The organism is Agarivorans sp. B2Z047, from assembly GCF_023373605.1.
GTDB classification, from domain to species: Bacteria; Pseudomonadota; Gammaproteobacteria; order Enterobacterales; family Celerinatantimonadaceae; genus Agarivorans; species Agarivorans albus.
The window spans coordinates 2,703,361-2,719,471 of record NZ_CP088080.1; the positions used below are offsets into that span (position 1 = coordinate 2,703,361).

General features: G+C 42.3%; 14 protein-coding genes and 7 tRNA genes. 17 read left to right on the forward strand and 4 right to left on the reverse strand.

The annotated features are described in order from the left end of the window. Positions 1 to 4: 4 nt before the first annotated feature. The 16 genes from tolA to LQZ07_RS12585 all read left to right on the forward strand — a co-directional run bounded on the left by tolA (position 5) and on the right by LQZ07_RS12585 (position 10,631). On the forward strand, positions 5 to 1,000 hold the full coding sequence (gene tolA, locus LQZ07_RS12510; RefSeq protein WP_152782762.1) for a cell envelope integrity protein TolA: 996 nt from the start codon (positions 5 to 7) through the stop codon (positions 998 to 1,000). Between the two features lie 8 nt (positions 1,001 to 1,008). Continuing rightward, positions 1,009 to 2,358 carry a Tol-Pal system beta propeller repeat protein TolB gene (tolB, locus tag LQZ07_RS12515; RefSeq protein ID WP_371923310.1) on the forward strand — a complete coding sequence of 450 codons (1,350 nt, stop codon included), beginning with the start codon at positions 1,009 to 1,011 and terminating at the stop codon, positions 2,356 to 2,358. Between the two features lie 30 nt (positions 2,359 to 2,388). Next, positions 2,389 to 2,952 (forward strand): peptidoglycan-associated lipoprotein Pal, encoded by a 564-nt coding sequence (pal, locus tag LQZ07_RS12520; protein ID WP_016403008.1) that lies wholly within the window; start codon positions 2,389 to 2,391, stop codon positions 2,950 to 2,952. A gap of 25 nt (positions 2,953 to 2,977) precedes the next feature. Further along, positions 2,978 to 3,754 (forward strand): tol-pal system protein YbgF, encoded by a 777-nt coding sequence (gene ybgF, locus LQZ07_RS12525; RefSeq protein ID WP_016403007.1) that lies wholly within the window; start codon positions 2,978 to 2,980, stop codon positions 3,752 to 3,754. Between the two features lie 197 nt (positions 3,755 to 3,951). After that, positions 3,952 to 4,027 (forward strand) — tRNA-Lys (locus LQZ07_RS12530). 29 nt (positions 4,028 to 4,056) lie between these two features. Continuing rightward, positions 4,057 to 4,132 (forward strand) — tRNA-Lys (locus LQZ07_RS12535). A 20-nt stretch (positions 4,133 to 4,152) separates the two neighbouring features. Next, a tRNA-Lys gene (locus LQZ07_RS12540) sits at positions 4,153 to 4,228 on the forward strand. A gap of 17 nt (positions 4,229 to 4,245) precedes the next feature. After that, positions 4,246 to 4,321: transfer RNA gene (locus tag LQZ07_RS12545), tRNA-Lys, on the forward strand. Positions 4,322 to 4,338: 17 nt separating this feature from the next. Beyond that, positions 4,339 to 4,414 (forward strand) — tRNA-Lys (locus LQZ07_RS12550). 33 nt (positions 4,415 to 4,447) lie between these two features. Beyond that, positions 4,448 to 4,523: transfer RNA gene (locus LQZ07_RS12555), tRNA-Lys, on the forward strand. A gap of 26 nt (positions 4,524 to 4,549) precedes the next feature. Next, positions 4,550 to 4,625: transfer RNA gene (locus tag LQZ07_RS12560), tRNA-Lys, on the forward strand. Positions 4,626 to 4,734: 109 nt separating this feature from the next. Then, positions 4,735 to 5,793: a quinolinate synthase NadA gene (gene nadA, locus LQZ07_RS12565; RefSeq protein ID WP_152782768.1), complete on the forward strand. Its 1,059-nt coding sequence runs from the start codon at positions 4,735 to 4,737 to the stop codon at positions 5,791 to 5,793. A 149-nt stretch (positions 5,794 to 5,942) separates the two neighbouring features. After that, entirely contained in the window at positions 5,943 to 6,992 is a 1,050-nt protein-coding gene (locus LQZ07_RS12570; protein ID WP_152782771.1) for a GMP reductase, read from the forward strand. A gap of 141 nt (positions 6,993 to 7,133) precedes the next feature. Beyond that, entirely contained in the window at positions 7,134 to 7,823 is a 690-nt protein-coding gene (locus LQZ07_RS12575) for a TnsA endonuclease N-terminal domain-containing protein (protein WP_152782773.1), read from the forward strand. After that, positions 7,816 to 9,627: a Mu transposase C-terminal domain-containing protein gene (locus LQZ07_RS12580; RefSeq protein WP_152782776.1), complete on the forward strand. Its 1,812-nt coding sequence runs from the start codon at positions 7,816 to 7,818 to the stop codon at positions 9,625 to 9,627. Before LQZ07_RS12575 ends, LQZ07_RS12580 begins: the two co-directional genes overlap by 8 nt. 11 nt (positions 9,628 to 9,638) lie before the next feature. Further along, a complete protein-coding gene (locus LQZ07_RS12585; RefSeq protein WP_152782779.1) occupies positions 9,639 to 10,631 on the forward strand; it encodes a TniB family NTP-binding protein in 993 nt (330 codons plus the stop codon). A gap of 210 nt (positions 10,632 to 10,841) precedes the next feature. Here the strand turns inward: LQZ07_RS12585 and LQZ07_RS12590 are convergent, their stop codons facing one another. The 4 genes from LQZ07_RS12590 to LQZ07_RS12605 all read right to left on the reverse strand — a co-directional run bounded on the left by LQZ07_RS12590 (position 10,842) and on the right by LQZ07_RS12605 (position 15,788). Next, complete coding sequence (locus tag LQZ07_RS12590) at positions 10,842 to 11,411, reverse strand: hypothetical protein (protein WP_152782782.1); 570 nt, start codon at positions 11,409 to 11,411, stop codon at positions 10,842 to 10,844. Then, the gene (locus LQZ07_RS12595) at positions 11,408 to 13,657 is read right to left on the reverse strand and encodes a hypothetical protein (RefSeq protein ID WP_152782785.1); all 2,250 of its coding nucleotides are present in this window, start codon (positions 13,655 to 13,657) and stop codon (positions 11,408 to 11,410) included. Before LQZ07_RS12595 ends, LQZ07_RS12590 begins: the two co-directional genes overlap by 4 nt. Before the next feature lie 191 nt (positions 13,658 to 13,848). Then, positions 13,849 to 15,246: a DEAD/DEAH box helicase gene (locus tag LQZ07_RS12600; protein WP_152782788.1), complete on the reverse strand. Its 1,398-nt coding sequence runs from the start codon at positions 15,244 to 15,246 to the stop codon at positions 13,849 to 13,851. Continuing rightward, entirely contained in the window at positions 15,240 to 15,788 is a 549-nt protein-coding gene (locus LQZ07_RS12605; RefSeq protein ID WP_152782790.1) for a hypothetical protein, read from the reverse strand. Before LQZ07_RS12605 ends, LQZ07_RS12600 begins: the two co-directional genes overlap by 7 nt. Before the next feature lie 94 nt (positions 15,789 to 15,882). Here LQZ07_RS12605 and LQZ07_RS12610 point away from each other — a divergent pair, with 94 nt between their 5' ends. Beyond that, the gene (locus tag LQZ07_RS12610; RefSeq protein ID WP_152782792.1) at positions 15,883 to 16,089 is read left to right on the forward strand and encodes a helix-turn-helix domain-containing protein; all 207 of its coding nucleotides are present in this window, start codon (positions 15,883 to 15,885) and stop codon (positions 16,087 to 16,089) included. Positions 16,090 to 16,111: the final 22 nt, after the last annotated feature.

Below are 16,111 nucleotides of genomic sequence, written 5' to 3' on the forward strand. Positions count from 1 at the left end.
AGCATTGAAGTCGCCTTTTAGCTTATCTATCGTTATTTCAATACTGTTGCATGCAGTGCTATTTGTTGCCTTGGTGTGGTCGGTAGATTTTGAGCGCGTAAAGTTAACACCCACCCCTAGTGCTCCAATTATCAACGCAACTGCTGTAGATATTAATCAGATTAGCCAGCAAGTTGAGCGGATCAAGCAACAACAAAAAGATAAAGCAGACCAAGAAAAACAGCGAATAGAAAGAGTTGAAAAAGAAGCTGAGCAGGCGCGTAAAAAACGTTTAGCCGAAGAAAAACGCATTAAGCAACTAGAACTTGAAAAACGCCAAAAAGAAGATGCAAAGCGCAAAGCCGATGAACAAGCTCGTCGGGCGCAAGAAAAGCAAAAGCTAGAGCAGCAAAAAGCGGCTAAAGCTGAAGCTGAACGCAAAAAGAAAGAAGAGCAACGTAAAGTCGCTGAAGCTGCAGCAGTAGCTGCAGAAGCAGAGCGAGTACGTAAGCTTGAAGAACAACGTAAAGCAGAAGAAGCGGCTAAGAAAGCCGAAGAGGCTGCACGCAAAGCTGAAGAAACACGTAAGCGTAAAGAAGAAGAAGCCCGTATCGCCAAAGAAAAAGCCGCTAAGGCTGAAGCGGAACGGAAGCGACAGGCTGAAATTGCTCGCCAAGAAGCTGAGTTTGAGCGCTTAATGCAAGCTGAAATGGCAGCTGAAGCTAATGCGCGTCACCAACGACAAGTACTGGGTGAAGTAGATAAATATCGCGCGTTGATTATGTCGACTATTCAACGAAACTGGTTAATAGAACCAAGTATGCTTGGTAAACAGTGTCAAATACAATTAACCTTGGCTTCAAGCGGTTTTGTTACCAGTATTGGCGATGGGAAAGGGGATGCTGCTGTTTGTGAGTCTGCACGTAGAGCAATCAAAAAAGCAGTATCATTACCTGTTTCAAAAGATCCTGATGTATTTGAAAAAATGAAAAATATTACTTTAACTCTTAAACCGGAATAGCTGTGATGATGAAAAAATTCTTAGTGAGTGTGGGCTTTTTGTTTGCATTTATGAATGTTGCTCAAGCTAACCTAGAAATTGTAATCACGGAAGGCGTAGACAGTGCAAGGCCAGTTGGCGTTGTACCGTTTGTTTGGAAGGGACATGGAAACGTTCCGCTAGATTTAGCTAAAGTAGTGGCAGATGATTTGCGTCGTTCAGGGAAATTTAACCCTGTTGCAATTAGCGAAATGCCGCAAACACCTCAAACAGCAGAGCAAGTAGATTATGAAGCTTGGGCTGCCTTAGGGGTTGAGGCTGTGTTGCTTGGCAATGTAGAAGCTTTAGAAGGCGGTAAATATAAAGTTAGCTATTCGCTTGTTGATGTATTGCGTGGACAAGTCACTGCCGGTAATAAACAAGAGCTTAAAGATGGTCAGTTAGTTACTAGCCAAGACCATATTCTTTTAGATCGTTTTAAAAGCGTTGCAAAAGCTCAGCTTCGACAAATGGCGCACTTAATCTCTGACGGTGTTTATCAAGCTTTAACTGGCGAGCGTGGCGCATTTTTAACCCGTATCGCTTATGTAGTGGTTAATAACGAAGCCAATTACCCTTATCAATTAAGAATTGCAGACTACGATGGGCATAACGAAAAAACCTTGCTGCGTTCGCAAGAGCCATTAATGTCGCCATCTTGGTCACCAGATGGTCGTCAGCTAGCTTACGTAAGTTTTGAAAACCGCACCGCAGAGATTTACATACAAGATATTTATACGTCGCAGCGAACTAAGTTAACTTCATTTACTGGGATTAACGGTGCTCCAGAGTGGTCTCCAGACGGTAAACGTATCGCGTTAGTATTGTCTAAAGATGGCCAGCCTGATATTTACGTTATAGATGTAGAAACTAAAAAGTTACAACGCATTACCAAAAATCGCCGTATTGATACCGAGCCAACGTGGTTGCCAAATGGTAACAGTGAGCTGTTATTCTCTTCGGAGCGCGGTGGTAAACCACAAATTTACAAAGTGAATATCGATACCAATAAAGTTAACCGGGTAACCTGGGAAGGCGAAATGAACTTAGGTGGCTCTGTCACCCCCGATGGTTCGGCCTTGGTGATGGTTAGTCGAGTTAATGGGCAATACCGAATTGCTCGACAAGATTTTGATACTGGCTACGTGCAAGTATTGACTAGGACTCAACTGGACGAGTCTCCTACTATTGCACCCAATGGCAGTATGATTATGTACAGCACGGTAGCAGGTGGGCGCCAAGTTTTAGCATTGGTATCCATGGACGGAAGATTTAAAGCGACTTTACCAGCTAAAGAGGGCAGTGTAAGAGCCCCTGCTTGGTCACCCTTCTTAAACTAACAAAAACTATGTGATCATAAGGAATCCATAATGCAATTCGAAAGAGTAGTAAAAACCGTATTTTTAGGACTAGCGTTTGCAGGCTTAGCCGCTTGTAGTTCAAACAACACCAGCGATAGTGATGTGAGCGAGCAAGATAAAGCAGGCGGTGTTGTTATTGAAGATAGCACCACTGGCGAAGGCCAAACCAATGGCGGTGTTGAAGTGGGTGCAGTAGACCCAGTACTAAGTGCTGAAGAAGAAGAGCGCCAGAAAGCCGCTGAACTTCGTCAAAGCCAAGTGGTTTACTTCGAATTCGATCGTTCAGACATTCGTGATGAGTTTGCAGAAATTTTAGAAGCGCATGCGAGTTACTTACGTGACAATCCATCAGTTACAGTACTTATCGAAGGCCATACCGATGAAAAAGGCACGCCTGAGTACAACATCGCTTTAGGTGAGCGTCGTGGTAAAGCTGTATCAAAGTACCTTCAAAGTTTAGGTGTGTTGGCGTCGCAGATTTCTATTGTTAGCTACGGTGAAGAAAAGCCAGTAGATAACTCTCATACCGACGCAGCTATGGCTAAGAATCGTCGCGCTGTGTTAGTTTATTAATACGCTTGATTGTGTAGAGTAATTTATGAAACTTAATATGATTACGGCTACTTCTGTAGCCGTTTTATTTTCAGCCCAAATCCACGCCGCTGCGCCAGTAGAAGAAGCGGGTGCAAGCTCCGCTAACACCGTTGCAAACAACTCTGTGGCTCTGTCTTCAAGTAATCTTACTATGGAGCAGCGCATAGAGCGTTTAGAACGTATGTTACAGGCGCGTAACCAGGTTCAATTAGATTTGCAAAACCAAGTTGAAGATATGTCGGATAGCATGTCGACAATGGTAGGGCAGTTAGAGCAAAGTAATTATCAGATAGAGCAGTTGATCGAGCGTCAGCGTGAAATATACCAAGAGTTAGATCGTCGCTTTGCCCAACTGCAAGCTTCACCAATTACTGCTAAAGCCGCCACAGAGGCCGCTCCTGTTGCTGCGGGTGAAGACCAAGCCTACGATGCGGCTGTTGCATTAGTGATGCAAGATAAAGACTATGATGCAGCTATTCCTGCATTTCAGAGCTTCATCAAGGATTATCCAAAATCTAGTTACGCACCAAATGCGCATTATTGGCTAGGCCAGCTACAATATACTCGTGGACAGCGTGATCAAGCGTCTGAGCAGTTTAATAAAGTTGTTAACGATTATCCTGATTCTAATAAGGTGGCTGAGTCATTGTTAAAATTAGGTATCATTGCCCAGTTTCAAAATAACAATGCTGAAGCAAAATCGTTGTTTACTCGGGTAGTTAAAGAGCATCCAAACACTGCAGCTGCGGGTTTGGCGCAAACGCGTTTAGCTAAGTTGTAGCCTAAGTTTTAGCAAATAAAGTTCAGTAAATTCAAAATTCTGTACAAACAAGAAGCTGGTTGCTTATTTGCTGAACGCTTAGAAAAAAAAGATTCAAATTACTGTTGCACAACAGTCTTAAATCCGTATCATAGGCCGCCGTTGAGTCAGGCCAATTGCGCAAGCAAATTGAAGCGGATTTAACAGAAGTTCAGAGCGGGTTGTTAGCTCAGTTGGTAGAGCAGTTGACTTTTAATCAATTGGTCGAAGGTTCAAATCCTTCACAACCCACCACTTTGATACTTCGTTGTAATAGAATTTATGGGTTGTTAGCTCAGTTGGTAGAGCAGTTGACTTTTAATCAATTGGTCGAAGGTTCAAATCCTTCACAACCCACCACTTCTATTACCACTTTTAGTGGGTCGTTAGCTCAGTTGGTAGAGCAGTTGACTTTTAATCAATTGGTCGAAGGTTCAAATCCTTCACGACCCACCACTATTTTGAAACGTTATGGGTTGTTAGCTCAGTTGGTAGAGCAGTTGACTTTTAATCAATTGGTCGAAGGTTCAAATCCTTCACGACCCACCACTATTTTGAAACGTTATGGGTTGTTAGCTCAGTTGGTAGAGCAGTTGACTTTTAATCAATTGGTCGAAGGTTCAAATCCTTCACAACCCACCACTTCTTCGTTTCAAAATATGCATTAACAGTAACGGGTTGTTAGCTCAGTTGGTAGAGCAGTTGACTTTTAATCAATTGGTCGAAGGTTCAAATCCTTCACAACCCACCACTGCTGTTGTTGCTACTACTTTCTAAGGGTTGTTAGCTCAGTTGGTAGAGCAGTTGACTTTTAATCAATTGGTCGAAGGTTCAAATCCTTCACAACCCACCATTTCTTAAGGTTTATCTCCAAGAACTAGACTAATTCTTTAGTCCAATAGCTGCCATTAGCTAACATCGCCGTGTATAATACTCGGACTATTTTTATCTCAGATGTAGTTATGCAGCAGCTCGAATATTTTAACGAATCAATTTACCCATTTCCTCCTAAGCCTGTTCCACTTAATGCCGAGCAGCGCTCAGCGCACAAAGAACGCATTAAGCAATTGCTTATAGAGCAGGACGCGGTGTTGGTTGCTCATTATTATACAGACCCTGAGATCCAAGCCTTGGCTGAAGAGACTGGCGGCTGCGTTGCCGATTCTTTAGAGATGGCTCGTTTTGGTAATAACCATCCGGCCAAAACTTTGTTGGTGGCTGGCGTGCGCTTTATGGGCGAAACGGCCAAGATCCTAACACCAGAAAAAAAAGTCATTATGCCAACTCTAGAGGCGACTTGTTCACTGGATTTAGGCTGCCCAGAAAAAGAGTTTGCAGAGTTTTGTGATGCTCATCCAGATCATACTGTAGTGGTATACGCCAATACCTCTGCTGCTGTTAAGGCGCGTGCCGATTGGGTGGTTACCTCTAGCATTGCAGTAGAGGTGGTTGAGCACCTAGACGCCGAGGGGCATAAAATTATTTGGGCTCCGGATAAACACTTAGGTGGTTATGTTGCCAAACAAACAGGCGCTGATATGTTGTTGTGGCAGGGCGCTTGTATTGTGCATGATGAGTTCAAAGCAAAAGCCTTAAAGCAACTTAAGCAGCAATACCCTGATGCAGCAGTGTTGGTTCACCCAGAGTCACCAGAAAGCGTTGTAGATATTGCAGATGCTGTTGGTTCAACCAGCCAGCTTATTGCCGCAGCCAAAGCGTTGCCAAACCAGAAGCTTATTGTTGCTACCGATAAGGGTATCTTCTATAAGATGCAGCAAGCTTGTCCAGATAAAGAAATGATTGAAGCGCCAACGGGTGGTAATGGCGCCACTTGTCGCTCTTGTGCACATTGTCCATGGATGGCTATGAACGGCTTGAAGGCAATAGAAGAGGCGCTAATTGATGCTAGTGGCAAAGAAGTATTTGTTGATGAAGCCTTAATCGATAAGGCTTTAGTACCGCTAAATCGAATGCTAGGTTTTGCCAAGACTAACCAAATAAAGGTTAAGGGTAACGCCTAAGAGCTTCTCTCCAAAAAAAAGCCTGCACAAGTTGCAGGCTTTTTTTGTATCTAAACTTTGCGCACAAAAAGCAGTATTAATGTTTTTGTCATCAATAAAGATTTGCTATACTTTTTGGGTTTTGTGCCTAATAACTAGCAGAGAAGTAGATGAGAGTTGAAACAGATATAAAGCTGGGTTTTAAAGACGTTTTAATCAAACCCAAGCGCTCTACCTTGAAGAGCCGTTCTCAGGTTGTACTAGATCGGAAGTTTACCTTTAAACATACTGGTAGTCAATGGGAAGGTGTGCCTGTAATTGCTGCCAATATGGATACAGTTGGGACATTTGGTTTAGCAAAAGCATTGGCCGAGCACCGAATGATGACAGCAGTTCATAAACACTACACTATCGAACAGTGGTCGCAGTTTTTAGCCAGCATGTCAGCCGATAAAATTAAGTATCTGATGGTAAGCTGTGGTAGTTCAGACGCAGATTTTGAAAAAACTAAGCAGATTTTGGCGCTGAATAGTAACTTACAATTTATTTGTGTAGATGTTGCTAATGGTTACTCAGAGCACTTTGTTGGTTATGTGCGTAAAATGCGCGAAACTTTTTCTGATAAAGTTATCGTGGCTGGTAACGTAGTTACCGGTGAAATGGTTGAAGAACTTATTCTAAGTGGTGCGGACATTGTAAAAGTAGGCATCGGCCCTGGCAGTGTTTGTACAACGCGGGTTAAAACCGGAGTAGGTTACCCACAACTATCAGCTATTATCGAGTGTGCAGATGCCGCACATGGTCTTGGTGGTCAAATTGTCGGTGATGGCGGTTGTACGCAGGCTGGTGATGTAGCTAAAGCATTTGGCGGTGGAGCTGACTTTGTTATGCTCGGTGGCATGTTAGCAGCGCACAAAGAAAATGGCGGCGAAGTTGTAGAAGAAAATGGCAATAAGTTCATGAAATTCTATGGAATGAGCTCTCAAACAGCTATGGACAAACACACTGGTGGTGTAGCCGAATATCGTGCTTCTGAAGGCAAAACTGTGCTGCTACCTTATAAAGGCAGTGTACAACTTACCGTTCAGGATATTCTTGGTGGTGTTCGTTCAGCATGTACTTACGTTGGCGCGTCTGAGCTTAAAGAGCTTACTAAACGCACCACTTTCATCCGTGTGCAAGAGCAAGAGAACCAAGTGTTTGGCATTACTAAAGTGTAATTCTTAACGGTTTGTGTTGAAACAACCATAAATTGATATTTACAACCATATATTGATATTTGGTACAACCATAATTTGATATTGCCTCTTCATGGTCTAGACTTATGAAAGTTTACGACAAAATCGTGAAGAGGCAATAATATGTCTGCTCTACCTCTACTTTGTACCGATACCTTAATCGCACTTGAACGTGCATTTAATACTCCTGCCCGAAACTTAAAGAAGTCACGTGGAAAAAATATACACCGCTATGTCAGCGCTAAGATGGGAAAAAGAGTTACGGTAGAATCTTTTTTGGAATGTGCTGCTTGTTATCATTTTGATTTTGAGCCCAGTATCGTTCGCTTTTGTTCCCAGCCGATACGGTTTTCTTACTGTCTTAATGGTAAGGCCCATACTTATGTTCCAGACTTTTTAGTTGAATTTGATACAGGTGAATATACGCTGTACGAGGTAAAATCCGATAAGGAGAGTGCAAGACCGGAATTTCAATGTGAGTGGGAAGCAAAAGTACAAAGCGCGTTTGAGTTGGGTGTGGAACTAGAACTGGTTACAGAGGAAGAAATACTGGATGAGGTTATCTTTCGTAACCTAAAGCTTTTGCATCGATATGCCTCTAGAGAAAACTTGAACCATTTTCATCAAACTCTCCTTACCACGTTAAAATTGAATGGTACTCAAACAGCAAAAAGTTTAGGGGATTACCTCGGCCTTAATGGAAGAAAAGTATTTCCATTTCTGTGTGATTTGCTCTCTCGCAACCTACTCCAATCCAGCTTGGAAACTCCACTCTCACTTGAGTCTGAGTTCGAATTGGGTTGTTATGCCTAAGAAACCATTTTCGAGTTTTCATAGGAAGTCAGCACTTCCAAAAGTTAATCTTGATTCGATTGATTGCGTTGTTGATCCAAGCGGGATTGATGATGCAACATATCGAGATATATCTGCATTTCCAGAAAACATAGCCGCTCAAATTACTTTTCGTCTAAGCATTCTTCGTTATTTAGCTAGCAAGTGCGAAAAAATTATTCCAAAGACTATCGAACCGCATCGCGTTGCTATACAACGGTTACATGATAGAAATATTCCAAGTGCGATATCAATATACCGATGGTGGTTAGTCTTCAGAGCGTCTGACTATAATCCGGTAAGTCTGGCTCCCAGAAACAAAGATAAGGGTAATAGTAAAGCCAAAGTACCCGTATTCGTCAATGCCTTGATGGATCAGGCTGTAGAAAGAGTTATCTCTGGGCGAAAAGTGCGAGTAAGAAGTGCTTACAAGCGCGTACGAAGGAAATTACGTCAGCATAATCTGACCAATGGAACAAACTATAAATATCCAACTTATGAATCGCTTCGAAAGCGGGTTAAAAAAAAGACACCTTTTGAGTTACTGGCCGCGACAAAGGGAGAGCGTGTCGCCAAAAGAGAATTCCGTCGGATGGGTAAAAAGATATTGACTTCTTATGTGCTTGAGAGGGTCGAAATAGATCATACAGTTCTGGATATTTTTGCTGTACATGAGGAACATCGAGTGCCATTGGGACGACCTTGGCTTACTCAATTGGTCGATTGTTACAGTAAAGCAGTTATTGGGTTTTACCTAGGGTTTGAGCCGCCGAGTTATGTATCAGTTTCACTCGCTCTTAAGAATGCAATACTGCGGAAAGATGACCTTTTGAGCTCGTTCGAATCAATAGAAAATGAATGGCTTTGTTACGGAGTCCCTGACTTACTAGTAACTGACAATGGTAAGGAGTTTCTGTCAAAAGCTTTTGATTCTGCTTGTGAAAACTTGTTGATAACAGTGCATCAGAACAAAGTAGAAATACCAGACAATAAACCTCATATCGAACGTACTTATGGGACTGTAAATACGACACTTTTAGATGACTTGCCTGGCAAAGCGTTTAGTCAATACCTTCATAGAGAAGGATACGATTCTGTAAGTGAAGCGACGCTAACGTTAGATGAAATTAAAGAAATATATTTGATTTGGTTGGTTGACATTTATCACCCAAGCCCCAACCAGAGAGGAACTAACTGTCCTAATATAGCATGGAAAAACGGGTGTAAAGATTGGGAACCCGAAGAGTTTACCGGAACGAAAGATGAATTAGATTTTAAGTTTGCTATTTCTGTTGAGAAAAAGCTTACTAAAGTAGGAGTTACAGTCTGTGAGGGGTTGACCTTCAGCAGTGAACGTTTGGCTGAATATAGAGGTAGAAAGGGTAACCATAAAGTAACATTTAAATACAACCCAGAGTGTATGGGGGTCATTTGGGTGCTAGATGAAGACCAGAATGAGTACTTCACGGTGAGCGCTATAGATTACGAATATGCAAGTAAAGTATCTCTTTGGCAACATAAATATAATATGGAGTATCAAGCAAAATTAAATTCCGCAGAATATGACGAAGATAAGGAAATTGATGCAGAGATAAAAATTGAAGAAATCGCAGACCGTTCAATTGTTAAGACTAAGAAAATCAGATCCCGGAGGCGTGGCGCAAGGCATCAAGAGAATAGTGCGAGAGCAAAGTTCATCAGCGACACCAAGCCAGCTTCACCTCAGAAACATGAAGAAGAAGTTGTAAATGTTGAGAATGAAGATTGGGATATTGATTATGTTTGAGAAATCATCAGATGAATGAAACTCGAGAAGCTCGCATCTCAAAAGCCAAAAGAGCATTTGTATCCACGCCGAATGTTACGAAAATCTTGAGCTACATGGATAGATGTAGGGATGTATCAGACTTTGAATCCGAGCCTACATGTATGATGGTCTTTGGTGCATCGGGAGTCGGTAAGACGACTGTTATCAAAAAATATTTAAGTCGAAATAGGCGAGATTCTGAAGCAGGGGGAGACGTAGTACCTGTCCTGCATATCGAGCTACCAGATAACGCAAAGCCAGTCGATGCAGCAAGAGAGCTGTTGCTTGAAATGGGAGACCCACTTGCCCTTTATGAGACTGACCTGGCAAGATTGACGAAAAGATTAACCGACCTAATACCCGTGGTTGGTGTTAAGTTGCTCATTATTGATGAATTTCAGCATCTAGTTGAAGAAAGGTCAAATCGTGTTCTTACACAAGTAGGCAACTGGCTAAAAATGATACTCAATAAAACGAAATGTCCAATCGTGCTTTTCGGTATGCCTTACTCAAGAGTTGTACTACAAGCAAACTCACAACTTCATGGTCGATTTCCGATCCAGTTTGAGCTGCGACCGTTTAGTTATCAAGGGGGGAAGGGGGTATTCAAAACATTTTTGAGCCATCTAGACAGGGCTTTACCTTTTAAAAAAGAAGCAGGTTTAGCTAATGACGAGTTGCAAAAAAAATTATACGCTTTCTCCCAAGGGAATATGAGATCATTGAGAAATCTCATTTATCATGCTTCGATTGAAGCGATCAATAATGAGCAAGATATGATTGCTTACCAAGACTTAGTTTTCGCATCAGAACTCACGCGCGGTGATAAACCTATCAAGTGGAAAAACCCCTTCAATGTTGATGTGACGGAGGATATGTTGCGCCCACCACCTAAAGATATTGGATGGGAAGACTACTATCTCAGCAATAATGGCTCCAGAGCAATTAGGAAAATTAAAAAAGGTCTTAATATGTTTGAATAAGAAGCTTGCTTTGGTCACTTATTGCAACATTAATTGATGGTAAGTTGATTTGGGCCGAAAAGAATTTAGCTCATATCTAAGCTGACAGAGCACCCATAAAAGTTGGGTAATTGTCAGATTAGGTCTGTGCTACTAAAGCTAATTAGCAATGTTACAGGGCATTCTTAAAAAGAAAGAGCCGGAATTCGTTTTCCGACTCTTTTATCTGATTTAAAGCGTCCCTGCGGCATGGCGCTTAGCAATGTCTTTAAACAGGTCTAGCATTCCTTGATTGAATAAGAAATCATCGCTCATCTTAAAGCTTTGGCATAAATCCCTGTCTGGATGACCACAGCGGCTACAGTTATCTAAGCTGTAGCCAGGAATATCTCTACCTATAGAGTTAATGAGCCTTGATATCCCTAACTCCTCGTCACCACAATGCCCATAATGATGAAAACCTTCACTGGTTTGTGGCTTAGTGGGGTCTCCAGCATTAAAAAAGCGCGGTAGGTTTTCTACAAACCATGCGGCTGCACCGATAGGGAATTCATATTGGTTAATGTGCCTAATCGGTTTACCGTTAAATCTATTAATTGTGTCTTTTGAACGGTAAAAAATCAGCATGGTGCCTTCGAAATAAAGTTGCCAATCGTAAATTGTATCTTTAAACCTAACATCAGTGATTTCAGCAATTTTTTTCCAAGCTCTAGGTAAATTCTCGGGCTGGTATACAGGCCATTCTGGTTTGCGAGGCACTGGCACAAAAGTAGATGCGTCAAAGACAGGGGGTTTATTCATAATTTTAGTCCTGGAATTTCTGTAAGCGCCACCTTCTTCACGATGCCATATTCTTTCATAGCACTGAAGGTATCGGGATTTTTATCGTACGAGAAGGTTTCAAGTATACCGTGCGGCGTATCGCCATTAGGGTTATTCATGTTTTTGGTAAGACCATTACCTAGCCAGTGCTCATTAGCGCCTGCCTCATCATATAAAGCTAAACGGTTCTCAAACAGTTTTTTGTCGTAATCGCTGAAGTTATTTACTTCAAAAAGCTCATCCTGCAAGTCTCTATCCCAGACGCCGTGCTCCTTGACTTGGTTAAGAGCTGTAACATCTTTATTAAATTTGGCGCTGAATTCTGGGGTCATTATGTCATCTATCAACTCGGGGTGAGGAACTTTTTTCTTAAGTTCAGTCTTACTAAAGTTAGCCATGTTGTCATAGTTAGGCACCATGGCATAACTACCCGCTTTTTCAGTAGCCTTGGCTTTGTCAATAATGGCTAAAGTATACGTTACCTCAGGATCTGGGTTATAAGGTATACCCACTCCCGCAGTCACTAGCCTTGGGTCGGTATCCCTATCTTCTAGCTGGTCAAAAGTAGTAGACCAATACTTAATTTTCTCGCCATCATACTTACCCAAATACCCATCCGGACCAGCATGGGTTGTCTCAAGTACCCTTACAATATACTTATCATCGATATTACCCGCTTTGGCTATCTCCAATAACTCGGCTTGCGTATATTTAGGTGTATAACCACCGTTATCAATAACTCTAGCTCTTGAGTCGTTCAATAAGTTTTCAGCTTCAGCAAAAGAACTAGGGTTCACCCGTTTACGTTGATGGCTTGCAACATTACTTGGCTTTTGCTTGCCCGCATCGGTAGGCACTTGTGCCCCCGCAGGCTTAGCAATTTGTTGCTCTACTTTGCCACCAGTGCGGCCAGATTTGGTTTTAAACTGGGCTTTCTTTTTAAGCTGCTTAGCGAGGGTTTTGAACAAGCCGCCTAGCTTATCCAAATGGCGCACCTTGTTAGCCGCTACAGCGGCGGTACCTGCGCCTCCGGTAAGCGCGACTAGAACTGCGCCCAACACAATATCAAATATGGCTGCGCCGCCCATTTCGGTTAGTTCGGTATGATGTTGTGCGTCGGCGAAGTCTTTTACAAATTGCAGTAAGGCCGTTTGGGTTTCATCGTCATCGCTAATGAAACTGGCGATTTCGTAGGCTTCGGTGAGGTTTTCTTTGGTAATAGAGGCGGGGTCAAACCCTAGTGCTTTAACATAGGCTTGGTGCTGGTTAGTGCTCCAGTTACTAGCAAAGCTTTCAGCCCACCCTTTATCGTCATCTACATTGTAGGCATCCCATCCAGCGTTAAGGGCTCGCTTAAGCTGCCCTTGCATAGAGCCAAGTTCTATAAGGTTATAGGTAAATTCAGCCGCGTCACCAAGCGCATCTCCAACCCCAGTTAACAGAGAGCCAATGCTCGAAGCACCCTTTTGAAGCGCATTTAGCTCACCATATTCGGCGGCGATTTTAGCGCCCTCTGCTCGTTCAGCAGCAATAATGCTGTTAAGCACGACAGTAATTTCAGCTCTAGTAGCTGCAATGGCTGCGTCATCAGGCTGTTCGCCAAATTCAACATCAACGTTATTGGGTTTAAGGTTAGGTAAGTGCGCTAAACCACTGGCATCTAACGTGCCTTTTAATACTGAACCGTCAGCTAAGGTTGCTTTGTAAGGCAAGTTGGCCGCAGGTGAGCCATCTGGCAATGCGCAATACAAGTCTAAAGCTTCGCGAATGTCTTCAGTTGATTGTCCACCTTGGCCTAAGGGCGCTTGAGCAGGTTTCGCACGAGTAACAACACTCTCTGGCAAAGTGGCAACAGGCATGCCGCCTTCCATATTAGAGGGCGGTGGCGGCGCAAAGTCTTTGCCTTTAAGAACCTTTACCTCACCGCTCACAATGCCATTACTAAGCCAAGCAATTTTCTGCTGCTCGCTTTTGTGGCTAGCCATGTAATCGCCAGACACGTGAAAGTAAAGTTTGTTTAAGTCGAACTGATAACCCCACATAGGGCTATGGTTTTGTAGTAAGGACTGCGCCCAATAAATATCGATGCTGTGATTGACGAGTTCACCTAGGTTTTCCGTTTGACTTACATGCCTTGGCAAAAACATATAAGACTGGCCAAAAGCGTCAACTAACAGCGTTTGGTTAAATTTAGATTCCTCGAAAGGGTTAGCGTTTGGGTGCATTATTGCCTCTCAAATATTCCAACAATTTTACTGCCTTAAACATGCGATTCCTTGCTTGTTTATCTGATTGTAATTGACTTTAGAATCAATAATGTCGTGATGCTATCAGGCTAGTAATAAGGGAGTCAATATAGATGTTGGAATACTCATTAACACGTCTGAGATTAGTCATCCTATTAGTATTACCGATACTACGCGTTAGTTTGGCGATCATAGTGAAAGGCTTCAATAACTCTCTGGTTGAATTCTTTTAACGATAACTGCTCGCCGGTAGAGGTGTTATTATTTCTGCTGAATGCAGGGGTAGAGTTTATATGGCCTCTAAAGCTCATTGATAATTGATGTTTAGTTTGAACCGCAGTTGGTGCAGCTAAACCGAAATCACTCGAGGTTAGCCCTGTGTCCAATGTATCGAATTCTTCTTTAAGAAATAGGCAGCTATTGGGAATATCCTGCTCAATTTCTTCTGCAAACTCAATAAGCTTTGGGGCAGCAAATGTATACAGCCAGGCCTCTTGGTTCCTAGATGATGTGGTGCGTAAAATACGGCCCAGTATTTGTCGAAAATAGAGTTCAGTTTTTATGTTGCTAAGGTGACAGCATACCTGAAGCCTTGGAATGTCGGTTCCTTCACTTACCATCCCTACACTAACAATCCATTCGGTATTACTCGATTTAAAGCGTTCAATACGTGAATGTGGATCATCTTCTTTGTACGTAACGGTCACAGTCGTTTGATTGAATGTGGTTGCAAGTAATGATGATATTATTTTCGCATGGCTGATCGAAGACGCAACAATTAAACCTCCGGCAGAAGGTGACTCAGTGCGGACTAGCTTTAAGCGAGATACCGCAGATTCTAAGATATAGATTAGCGCCGAGTTGTTGTGCAGCACAGTTGAATAATTGACATATCCATCAGTAACCAACTTGTACAATGAATTAAATGATTCAATATGATTATTAGTTTCAATTGTTGATTGTTCGCAATCCATTAAGGCAATAGTTGGTCTTCGGCACACGCCATCTTTAACTGCTTGAGTTAATGAGTATTGGTAGTCACAAACAATCTCGCCCTCAGGGTTTGAGTATGATGAGAGTACAACAGGTGTTAAATCTGAACGCCAAGGTGTTCCCGTAAGAGCAAGAGTATAAGTTGAAGCTTTCTGTACTTCACAGAGGATATGGTGTCCCCAGGAGTTGGTGTTATTTTCATTATCTCCTGCACAGTGATGTATTTCATCGAAAATACAAAGTACCCGATATTTTGAAAGTGTTTCCCAAAAATGTTCGCCAAGATATCTAAGAGACTGGTAAGTTATGGAGCTACCTAATGTGCCGATTTTACCATCAAATGGACACCCTAGTACGGTTGAAAAACATTCAGTAATGCTGCTGGATACAGATTTAGATGGCGAGAAACAAATTACAAAATCAATAATTGGGTTATCGAACATTCTTTTGGCCAAGTTAGCTGCCATAAATGTTTTTCCGGCACCAGGTGTCGCTTGGGCGAGAAAATGAAACTTGTTATCGCAGTATTTGTCGAGCGCTAAGTCAATACACTGTTTCTGCCAGGTTCTTAGCATGCAGTTGACCTACTGTGTTTGATAAGGTCAATTGCGCTCGACCATACGTTAAGCTTCGCCATTAAAGCAGCAGCTTTTTGAGTGGCGGCCGAATAGGATGGGGATAGTAATTGTTTTAACTCTCCTGACCGTGCCATAAGAATCTTGTATTCATCAACCTCGGCTAAAGTAATCGCAAGTTTAGCTTCAATGTCAGTTTTTTCATTTTCAAGGTCTATTACTACCGGCTTCTGCTGTTTATTCTTAGAGGCATAGCTTACGTTGGTTCGTTTCTTTTTTTCAATGAGTTTAAAATTAGCCTCAAAGAAGGCCGGCGTTCTCGAATAGTATTTCTTGTGACCGATACGATCTGACTTTATAAAACCAGCGTCTTCTAGAATCTGAAGTTGCCTTGCAACGAACAGCCTCGCAGTATTTTTGTTTCCGTACATGTCAGATCTTTCTAAAATCGAATCTCTCACTTCAACGACTGTAAATTGAGCGATGTTTGTTGGCGATATGGATTTATAGATATCGCTATTTATTCGTTGGCGTATGCGCATTTCTTCTGGCCGTTTTTAGTGTAAATGCGGATTATAATCCGTGGTTATATTTGCATCAAGAGTGGATAGTCTTTCAATTTAAGAGTCAAATAAAATGAAAGACTTAGCAAAGAGGTTTGGTGCTAATCTACGTGGAATGCGTAGAGATAAATCTATTTCTCAGGACAAGTTGGCGTTGTTAGCTGATATTGACCGAAGCTATGTAGGCAGAATCGAAAGAGGGGAAGTGAACATCACACTCGAAAAAGCGTATCATCTAGCACAAGTGCTTGAGTGTGATGTGAGAGAGCTATTACCATAAAATCAGCGCGCCCTATAATATC